We start from the raw sequence: 10,421 nt of genomic DNA, 5'->3' as shown, positions 1-10,421 counted from the left end.
TCAGCAGGTAGTTGCCGGCGTCGGCGCCGGACAGCGCCACCGAGGCCAGCGTCACCTTTTTGTTGGCGCCGGCGTTCTTGTCGGCGAAACTGGCGTTCTGGCTGACGCCGAACACATCGCCGGCGACGCGGTCGTCGCTGCTGCTGACGCTGGCGTTGACGTTGCCGTCGTAGACCTTGTTGCCGGCGCTGTAGTTCAGGTTCAGCGTGCGCGCGCTGATATCGGCCGTGGCGCCGCCGGCGCTGTTGGCCAGCGCGTAGTTGCCGGCGTCGCTGCCGCCCAGTGTGGCGCCGCTCATGCCGATGCTCTTGTTGGCGCCGACGTTCTTGTCGGCGAAGTTGCTGGCGCCGGCCACCAGCGTGACGCTGTCGCTGCCGAGCACGCCGCTAAGCGTGCCGCTGACGCTGGCGGCGGTGACGCCGTCGTACACCTTGTTGACGCCGGTCAGCGTGGCGATGCTGACGACGGCCTTGGTGATGTCGGCAAAGCCGCTGGCGCCGGAGCCGAAGCTGTAGTTGCCGATGTCGGCGCCGCTCAGCGACACTTCGGCCGAGACGGCCTTGCCGGTGCCGGCGTTCTTGTCCAGGAAAGTGGCGCTGCCGCCGACCGTCACATTGTCGCCGTCGATGAGGCGGTTGATGGTGTAGACCGCCCCGGTGAAGCCGGTCGAACCGTCGTAGACCTTGCTGCCGCCGATGCCGACGGTGAGCGCGCGCGGGTCGATCGTCAGGCTGGTGTTGCCGGTGTAGGTGATGTCGTACTTGGTCGACCACAGGCCGTCGAGCGCGTAGGTGCCGACGTTGCGCGCCGCCGTCGTATAGTCGAGCGCGCCGTCGGCGCCGGTGTCGCCCCCGGTCAGGCCGGTGTAGCCGATGCTGCCGGCGAAATGGCTCTGGCTGCCGTCGTATTCGCGCCTTGCGGTGGCGCTGACGTCGGCCGCCAGCGGCGTCAGCAGGGCTTTCAGCAAGGGACCGGTGCGGCCCTCGTAGAGGCGCCAGACCGGCGCGCTGCCGCCGAACTCGAAACCGGCGAAGCTCGCTTGCTGCATGCTTTGCGCCTCGGTCAGGCCGGCGACGGCGCCGCTGGCGGAGGTGCCACGCAAGCCAATGCCGTTGGTTTGGCCCGAACTCTCGATGTTCCAGTAGCCATTACTGACAGGGCCGTCGCTGAAGCCGACCAAGCCGCCGACATTGGTAAAGCCCGGGCCGCTGACGACGCCGCGGCTGTAAACATTGATGAGCTTGTTATAGGGAGTGCCGACGCTCATGCCGGCCAGTCCGCCCAGGTCCGTATGGCTTACGTCGACATTGCTGGTGCCGGTGACGTTACCCAGCGCGAAGGAGTCCTGGACCACGCCGTAGGTTCCACCGATCAGGCCGCCGACGCCGTACTCGCCGCTGACGTTGCCGCTGGCGCCGGACTTGAGAATGCCGGGGATGGAGTCGGGGTTGCCGTATTGGAGGCCGACCAGGCCGCCGACGTGGCCCTGGCCGCTAACGCTGGCGCTGCTGAAAACGCCTTCCACGAAGCCCCCCTGGCCGACCAGCGCGCCGACGTTGTTGCGGCCGGTGACGCTGCCGCCGAGCAGCTGTAAGTTTTTGACGGTGCCGGTGAGCGAGCCGAACAGGCCGACGTCGTCCTTGCCGGGCATATTGATGGCCAGGCCGGCAATGGCGTGGCCGGCGCCGTCGAGCACGCCGGAAAAACCGCGGCCCTCGTAGTCGACGATCGGCACGAAGCCGGCGCCGCCGTTCCAGTTGACGGTGCCGGCGGCGGCAATGTCGGCGCCCAGCACATACTCGTTGGCCATGCCCTGGCTGGCGATGCCCTGCAAGCCGTAGACGTCGCTGATCTGGTAGGGCGCGCCGCTGGCGCCGGTGCCGCCGGTGACGCGCAGGAATCTGGCGGTGTTGCCGCGGTCGATTTGGAAATCGCGCGCCGAAAACCCCGGCAGGTTGGCGTCGTTCTGCACCCAGCTGCCGCGATAGAGGTGGAAAACGCCGCCGACGCTGAGCGGCGCCGTCGCCGTCAGCTCGCGCGTCGCCGACAGGCTCAGGTCGCCCGCGCGGCTCAGCGCGGTGCCGATGTGGATGTCGCCGGCGCCGTTGGCGCTGTTGACCTCGATATGCAGCGCGCTGGCGCCGGGCACGCTGTCCAGGTCGGCGGCGCTCAACACCAGCGCGCCCGGCAGCACGCCGCCGGCGCCCAGTTCGATCGAATTCAAGCTGCCCAGGCTCACCGAGGGCGCGTCGAGCACGCCGCCGGCCAGCGTCATCTGGCCGGAAAGCAGGTTGATGCCGGCCGCCTTCAGCGTGCCGGCGTTGCTGATCCGGTAGTTCCCGCCGGGCGAGGTTTGCAGGTTCAGCGCGCCGGCCAGCGTGGTTTGCGTGCCGGCGGCCACCGTGATGTCGCCCTGGGCGGTGTGCAACAACAGGTTGCCGTTGGCGGCGTTGGCGTTCAACGTCGCGCTCAGGTCGAGGTTGCCGACCACCGCCAGGCTGCCGCTGCTTTCGCCGAAGAGCTCGCCCACCGTCAGCAAGGAGCTGGTCTTAATGGTTTGCAATTCGGCTTGGCTCAGGCCCAGCGTGTTGGCGGCGTCGACGGCGCCGACACCGACCGCGACGTTGCCGTCGGCCAAGGGCGCCAGCTTCACCACGCCGTAGCCGGCGTTGATAGAGCCGAGCAGATCCATGTTCTTGGCCTGCAGTATGATTTGGCCGTTGCCGCTGTCGAGCGTCGCCGTGGACGTCAGCTGAATGTCCGCCAGCGAGGAAAGGTAGATCGGGCTGCCGCCGCTGCCGACGCTACCGCTGATGGTCAAAGGGCCGCTGCCGCTGACGTCCAGCGTGCCGCCGCTGTTCGCCGAGGCGATATTGAGCGCGCCGCGAAAGCGCATCGTCACCCCTGCCGTCGCCGTCAGCACGACCGGCCCGCTGACCTGGTTGCGGGAATCCTCGAACGCGATCCCGCCGCCGCTGGCGCTGGCCATCAGCGCTCCCACGGTCAGCTCGGCGGCGCCGCCGTTTTGCTGGATCTCGCCGGCGGCGCTGCGCAGGTTGAGCGTCGCGCCCGGCGCGCTGATCGGCGCGTGCAGAAAAATGCCGCCGTCCGCGTCCATGGACAGGTTTTTGCCGCTGGACCAGGCGAGCGGACTGACCACGATGATGTGGCCGGCGCCGGCGGCGTTCGGATTGTTCGTCGTCACCGTCACGTGCGAGCCAGCCAGCAAGGTCTCCAGGCGGCCCGTGGTCACCAGCGACTCGCTCGCCGTGCCGGATTCGGCGAAGTTCCCGCCGCTGTCCGGCGTGACGGCGCCACCGACCATGCCGACTTCGTTCGCCCTGGCGAGGTCAACGGCGATCCAAATCGAGGTCGGGTCCAGCAGCAACTGGCCGGTCTCGCCCTTGGCCGCCGTGGTGTCGACGTTGCCTTGCATGTCGAGGTAGTGGCCGGAGGTTTCGACGAAGCCGCCGTCGCCGCCGTGGGCGCCGCCGCGCGCCGAGATGTTGCCGAAAACGCGGGTGGCGCCGTCGGACCAGACCACGACCTTGCCGCCGTCGCCGCGCACAGTGGCGTCGGCTTTGAGCGTGGCGCCGGCGCCCAGGTAGCTCTGCTCGGCGTTCATCACCGCCGCGTTGGCGCCGCGGTAGTCGCCGCCGACGAGGATGCTGCCGCCGCCCAGCGCGCCGCTGGCGTCGACGCTGGCGTCGCCGGTCAGGCCGACGCGGCGCCCCAGCAGTTCGACCCGGCCGCCCCGGCCGGCGCCGGTGGCGCTGGTGCTACTGCCGGCTTCGAGCAGCGTGGTGTTGCTGGACTTGAGGACGATCTTGCCGTTCTCGCCGAGCACCGCGCTGTCGGCGCTGAGCCGGCCGCGCTGGTTCACCAGCGCGCCGAAGATGCCGATGCGCCCGCCCTGGGCGATCACCCGACCCAGGTTGACGGCCTGGTCGGCCGGCGCCGACACCACCACCTGCAGCGCCGGGTTGGCGGCGTCGGCCAGTTGCACGCTGCGCCCGGCCGCCAGCACCACCTCGCCGTTGGGGGCGTTGATGATGCCGCTGTTGTCGACCTGCGGCGCCAGCAGGAACACCTGGCCGCCGGCCGGCGTCGTGATGACGCCCTGGTTCGCCACCGCGCCCGCCGCGCCGCCGTCGGCGGCGAAGCGCTGCCGGCCGGCCAGGAAGTCGCCGTTCGAGATGGCCAGGCTGGACGCCACCAGGCCGTTGACGTCGACGCGCGCGTCGCGCCCGAACAGCACGCCGTTCGGGTTGACCAGGAACACCCGGCCGTTCGACTGCAGCGCGCCGAGGATGCGGCTGGGGTCCTGGCCGGTAATGCGGTTGAGCACGCTACTACCGGCGCTTTGCTGGATGAAGCGCGTCAGCTCGCCCGGATTAACCGAGAAACTTTGCCAGTTGATGATGGCGTTCGGCGTATTCGTGATGGAAAACACATTGCCCTGCCGCGCGAACGTGGCCAGGCCGTTGACCACCTGCGGCAGCGTCGGTTGCGCCAGCGCCGGGCCGAAGCAGGCGCCGATCAGCAGGGCCAGGCAGGTGCGCCGCAACGGCGGCTGGCGGGACGGGGCGGGGCGACGGGCGGCGACTTTGGCGGGCTGGGTTTTCATCGGGTGGTCCTAATGGTTCCGGGTGTTGCTAGTGTGACTAATAGTGCTAGTACGACAGCGCGAGTCTGAGGTGCAGGCGGTTGCCGTCGGCCGCCGCTGCGCTGGCGGCGCGCAGCACGTGGCCGTAATCGAGCTGCAGGCTGGCCATGTCGGCGAACTGCACGCGCAGGCCCAGGCCGGCGCTGCCGATGCCGTTGCCGCCGGCCTCGCCGGCCAGCGCGTGCCGGCGCCACAGGTGGGCGGCGTCGTAGAACGCCAGCGCGCGGCATTGCCAACGCGCGCCGCCGCACCAGTTCGGCGTGTACAACTCGAGGTTGGCGGCCACGCCGGCGTCGTCGGACAGCGCCCGTTCGGCGAAGCCGCGCACCGAGCCGGCGCCGCCGGCGCCGAACTGCTCGCCCGGCACCAGCGCGTCCGGCGTGTACTGGCCGTTGACGACGGCGCGCGCCTGCCAGTCGCCCGGCAGCAGCCGGCTCAGGCTGGAGGCCAGCCGCAGCGCGCGGTAGTTGGCGCGCGCGCCGTTGCGCGCCGCGTCGAAGTCTTTCTGGGCGCCGTGGGCGCCGCCGGCGACGTTGTGCAGCAGCGTCACGGCGAGGTTGGCCTCGCCGCGCTCCAGCGTCCAGCTGCCCAGGTAAGCCACGCTGAGCGGGTGCACGGTGACGTCGCGGCCCAGTTGCAACCCCAGGCCCTGCAACTCGACGTTGTTCTTGTAGGCCTTGAAGTCGACGCCGTACACCAGCTTGCCCTCGTGCTTGTCGGCGCGCGCCAGGTACTGGTTGTAGCGGGCGCCGGCGACGGCGCCCTTGCCGCTGACGGCCAGGTCGAAAATGCCGGCGGCGACCGAGCCGGAGTCGACGTTCGAATAGCTGGCGAACAGGTCGATCGAGTCGCCGCGCGCGTACAGCGGCAGGTGGTAGCCCAGGCCGTACACGGCGACCCGGCTCGGCTCTTGCACGCTGGTGGTGTACTGCAGGCTCAGCACATGGTCGCGGCCCCACAGGTTGGCGTGCTGCAGCACCACGCCAAGGTGGTTCTTGCCGGTTTGTTCGGTGCCGGCGTTGTCGAGGTTGGCGCTGACCTTCCACGGGCGCTCGTCGGCCACCTCGAGGGCGGCGTCGACCTCGCCGCTAGCCTCGCCGCTTTGCAGCTTGAGCGTGATCTTGCGGGCCGGGTTGTCGTTGGCCAGCCGCAGGCCGGTCGACAACGCCGCCATGTTCGGGGTGCGCCCCTCGACCAGGGCCGGCAGCGCGCGCCGCACGTTGGCCTCGTCGACGTGGCGGTTGCCGCTGACGCTGACCCGGCCGATGCGGTTTTCGACCACGCGCAGCAGGACCACGTCGCGGTTCAGCTCCTGCTCGGGCAGCTCGACCTGGACCACGCTGTAGCCGCGCTGGTGGAAGGCCGCCTCGAGCGCCTCGAGCGCGCGCTGGATGTCGCCGAAGTCGCGCTGCTTGCCGGCGAACGGCGCCAGCACCCGCGCCACCTCGGCCGGATCGAGCAGGCTGTTGCCGCTGACGTCGAAGCGGCTGATGTCGAAGCGCAGCGCGGCGGCGGCGGCGTCGTCCGCGCCGCACGCGGCGGCGGCGGCGACGGACAGGACCGAGCCGGCAAGCAGGCGCAGTAATCGGTGTTTCATTGGTCAACTCCTGACTGAATACGGGTGTCGCGGGCGGCGCATTGCTTGAATAGTCGTGGCCGCTCGCCATGGGCGGCATCAACGGCCGCGGCCTCACGGCGAGCATGCTCGCAGTGTAGTCCGCTTTACCCTTGGCGGTCAGTAATTTTCGCCGCTTTCAATACGCCGCGCCGCATCGGCCGGGTACGCTATGGTGCGTTTGCAACAACGGCCCGGCCGCGCCGGCCTTACTTGGTGGTGAACGCCGTCACGCCGTCCCAATCCACGCCCGGCGGCTCGACGCGGTAGCGGGCGATGCGCTCGGCGTACAGGCGGTACAGCGCGACGTCCGGGCGGTCGCGCGCCAGCTCGCCGACCAGCTCGGCGGCGCCGTCCCACTGCTGCGCGCGCACCAGCGCCAGCGCGCGCCGCCAACGCTCCAGCTCGGCCAGCAGCGCCGCGCCGGCCTGCTCGGCCGGCAGCAGCGGCTCGAAGATCGCCACCGGCTCCAGCTTGCCCTTGACGCGCACCAGGTCCAGTTCGCGGTAGGCGAATTCGGGGGCGGCGGCGCGGGTGGTGGCGCCGACCGCGATGCCGACGCCGTAGACCTTGGTGATACCCTCCAGGCGCGAACCGAGGTTGACGGCGTCGCCCATCACCGTGTAGGCGCGGCGGATGCGCGAGCCCATGTCGCCGACGTGCATCGGGCCGCTGTTGACGCCGATGCCGATCTTCAGCGGCGGCCAGCCGCGGGCGATGAACTCGTCGTTCAGGCGCCGCGCGCTGCGCTGCATCAGCAGCGCGGTGGCGACGGCGCGGCTGGCGTGGTCGGCGAAGGCCACCGGCGCGCCCCAGAAGGCCATGACGGCGTCGCCGATGTACTTGTCGAGGGTGCCGTGGTGGCTGTCGCGGATGTCCTCGGACATCGCCGTCAGGTACAGGTTGATGTATTCGCGCAGCGCCTTCGGCGTCAGGCCCTCGGAAATGGTGGTGAAGCCGCGCACGTCGACGAACAGCACCGTCAGCTCGCGGCTCTCGCCGTCCATATTGTATTGCTCCGGGTTGTCGGCCATCTCGGCCACCAGTTCGGGGGCGACGTATTCGCCGAAGCGCGACACCAGCGCGCGGCCCTTGCGGAACTCGAAGTAGTAGCCCCAGCCCAGGTTCAGCATGAACAACGCCAGCACCAGCAGCGTGATGGCGGCGATGTTGAGGACCGCGTCCTGCGCGCTGTACATATAGTAGTTGAAGCCGGCGGCGGCCAGCAGCGCGGCCAGCGCCAGCGCGATCGAGGCGGCCGGCGACAGCACCGCCAGCGCCGCCGTCAGCAGCAGGCCCAGCGCCAGCACCTCGATGAACTCGATCGCCAGCGCGTAGTAGGGGCGCGACTTGAAGCGCCCGTCGAGGATCGACTTGATCAGGTTGGCGTGCACCTCGACCCCCGGGTATTCCGGGTTGACCGGGGTGGCGCGGATATCGTTGATGCCCGGCGCGGTGGTGCCGACCAGGGCGATGGCGCCGCGCAGCTGCGCCGGCGGCACCGCCCCGCTCAGCACGTCGGCCGCCGAGACGTAGCGGAAGGCGCCGCCGCGCGGCCCGCCGGCGCCGCGGAACTGGACGATGGTGGTGAGCGCCTCGCCGACCGGAATGCCGACCTGGCCGGCCGGCGTGAACAGCAGGATTTTTTCCAGCCCGCCGTTCTCCAGGTCGGCCGCCGACATGCTGTCGGCGCTTTGCGTGAAGTGCGGCGCGATCGCCCTGGCCTGCAGGTAGACGGCGGCGGTGGCCAGCGACAGCGACGGGTAGTAGGCGTCGCCGATTTTTTGCAGCAGCGTCGAGGAGCGCACCACGCCGTCGGCGTCGGTCAGCGCGGTGAAGATGCCGGCGCCGCGGGCGGCGTTTTGCAACTGGGCGATGTTGGCCTCGTAGCCGCGCGGCGACAGCGCCGTCACCGCGCGCCCGTTCAGCTCGCCCGCCTTGAAGGCCGGCGCCGGCAGCACGCCCTTGCGCTGCTGTTCCGAGACGCTGTAGCCCAGCACCACCGGCTGGCCGGCCATCGCCGCGGCGAACAGGCCGTCGTAATCCATTTGCGGCTTGAGCGCGGCGAGCCGCTGCTTCAGGCCGTCGACGCCGGCCAGTTCGCCCTGGGCCAGCTTCTCCAGCACCGCGTAGCCCGAACTGGTGTCGGGCTCGGGGAAGGAGATATCGAAGCCCAGCGCCGCCACCTTATAGTGGCCGGTTAGCTGGCGCACCAGGCGCGCCTGGACGTCGCGGCTCCACGGGAAGCGCCCGACCGCGTTCAGGCTTTTCTCGTCGATGTCGACGATCACCACGCGCGGGTCGAGCTGGGCCGGTTCCAGGCGCATGCGCAGGTCGGCCGCCATCGAATCGAGCCGCTCGATCGGCCCGCTGTCGAGCAGGCCGATGCTGCTGGCCGCCGCCAGCAGGGTCAGCGCCAGGCCGAGCGTCCAGCGCGCGCCGTACTTGCTCAGGCGCTTGCGCCATTGGTTCGAGATCAGGGCCATGCGCGCTCCGGCTGAAAAAAAAAGATCATTGTAATGTTGCAACTATGTTGCCGCCACATCTATCTTGGTGGCGGCGCCGTTGACATTATTAAAACCGGCGGCGTAACCCCGCGGCCAGGCGGCGACGCCGTGTCCCCGGGGGTCTGGCCCCGGCTCCTTGGGTTTGCTTGGCCTTGGCGTTGGCGGCCCCTTAACTTCACGCCGTTCACGGCACGTAGCCGGGAATGGCCGCCTCGTCGACGGCGTCGACCTGGCGCGGGTCGACGTGTTGGCTGGCGAACTCCAGGTAGACCTTGCTGCGGATAAATATGTCGAACAGGTCCGGGTCGATGTGGCCGCCCAGGCTCATGTTGCCGAGGATGTGCAGCGACTCCGACAGCAGCTTGCCCTTCTTGTACGGCCGGTCGGCCGCCGTCAGCGCCTCGAAAATGTCGGCGATGGCCATCAACCGCGCCTGCACCGACATGTGCGCCTTCGCCAGGCCGCGCGGATAGCCCTTGCCGTCCATGCGTTCGTGGTGGCCGCCGGCGTATTCCGGCACGTTGCGCAGGTGCTTGGGCCAAGGCAAGGCTTCGAGCATGCGGATCGTCAGCGAGATGTGCTGGTTGATGACTTGGCGCTCGGCTTCGGTCAGGGTGCCGTAGCGTATGGTCAGGTTGGCCAGCTCGTCGGCGTCGAGGAAATCGCGCTCGGCGCCGTCCGGGCCGACCCAGCGCCGCCGCGCGATCTGCCGCACGCGCTCCTGGTCGGCCGGCGCCATGGCCTCGCCGCCGACGTTGGCCTGGCGCAGGAAGTCGCGCTCGGCGGCCAGCGCCGCCAGCCGTTCGGCCAGCTCGCGCTCGATGGCGGCGTGGCCGTCCGGGCCGGCCAGCTTCTGCTTCAGCGCGGCGATTTCGGCGTCGCGCATCAGCACCTCGAAGCGCGTGTCGAGCAGCGCGATGCGGTCGAAAATGGTTTGCAGCTTGGTGGCCTTGTCGACCACGTGCACCGGCGTGGCGATCTTGCCGCAGTCGTGCAGCAGGCCGGCCAGCCACAGCTCCTTGCGGTCGTCCTCGCTCATGCGGAAGGCGGCCATCGGCCCGCTGTCGCTCCGATGCACCGCCTCGGCCAGCATCATCGTCAGCAGCGGCACCAACTGGCAGTGGCGGCCGGTGTAATGCGACTTTTCGTCGATGCCGATGTTGATCAGGTTGACCAGCGCCTCGAGCAGGTGCTCGAGTTGCAGCACCAGTTGCTGGTGGGTGATGGCCACGCCCGCCTGCGCCGCCAGCGCCTCGATGAAGCGCTGGTCGGTCGGCGAGAAGGCGCGCACGGCGCCGGTGGCCGGGTCCTTCGCGTTGATCAGCTGCAGCACGCCGATCAGCGCGCCCTCGTGGTCGTTCATCGGCACCGTCAGGAAGGACTGCGAGTGGTAGCCGTAGTGGCGGTCGAAGGCCAGCATGCCGGAGAAGTTGAATTCGCCGGCTTGGTAGACGTCCTCGATGTTGACCGATTCGCCGGAATGGGCGGCGTAGGCGGCCACCGAGGCCAGGTTCGGGGGGGGGGGGGGGGGGGGGGGGGAAGGGAGAGGGAGGAGGAGGGGGGGGGGAACGAGCATCGGGCGAGGCGGGCTTTGTGTGAGGTGGGGGGGGGTGGGGGGTGTCTCTGTTTGAGG

The 10,421-nt window shown here is 69.8% G+C and carries 4 protein-coding genes; all 4 read right to left on the bottom strand.

Annotated features, from left to right (window positions below; translation table 11 throughout):
- A partial coding sequence (locus ACFDR9_RS25305; protein WP_409032752.1) for a YDG domain-containing protein occupies positions 1-4,627 on the bottom strand: 4,627 nt, incomplete at its 3' end.
- Between the two features lie 46 nt (positions 4,628-4,673).
- A complete protein-coding gene (locus ACFDR9_RS25300) occupies positions 4,674-6,263 on the bottom strand; it encodes a ShlB/FhaC/HecB family hemolysin secretion/activation protein (protein ID WP_409032751.1) in 1,590 nt (529 codons plus the stop codon).
- 227 nt (positions 6,264-6,490) lie between these two features.
- Entirely contained in the window at positions 6,491-8,767 is a 2,277-nt protein-coding gene (locus ACFDR9_RS25295) for a CHASE2 domain-containing protein (protein ID WP_409032750.1), read from the bottom strand.
- Between the two features lie 205 nt (positions 8,768-8,972).
- Positions 8,973-10,421, bottom strand: a 1,449-nt coding sequence (locus ACFDR9_RS25290; RefSeq protein ID WP_409032749.1) for a GAF and HD-GYP domain-containing protein, incomplete at its 5' end; no start/stop codon positions are given.

This window comes from Janthinobacterium sp. CG_23.3 (assembly GCF_046115965.1).
GTDB lineage: Bacteria > Pseudomonadota > Gammaproteobacteria > Burkholderiales > Burkholderiaceae_D > Janthinobacterium.
Note: the sequence above shows the minus strand (reverse complement) of the source record. Positions and strands in the feature narration are given on the sequence as shown.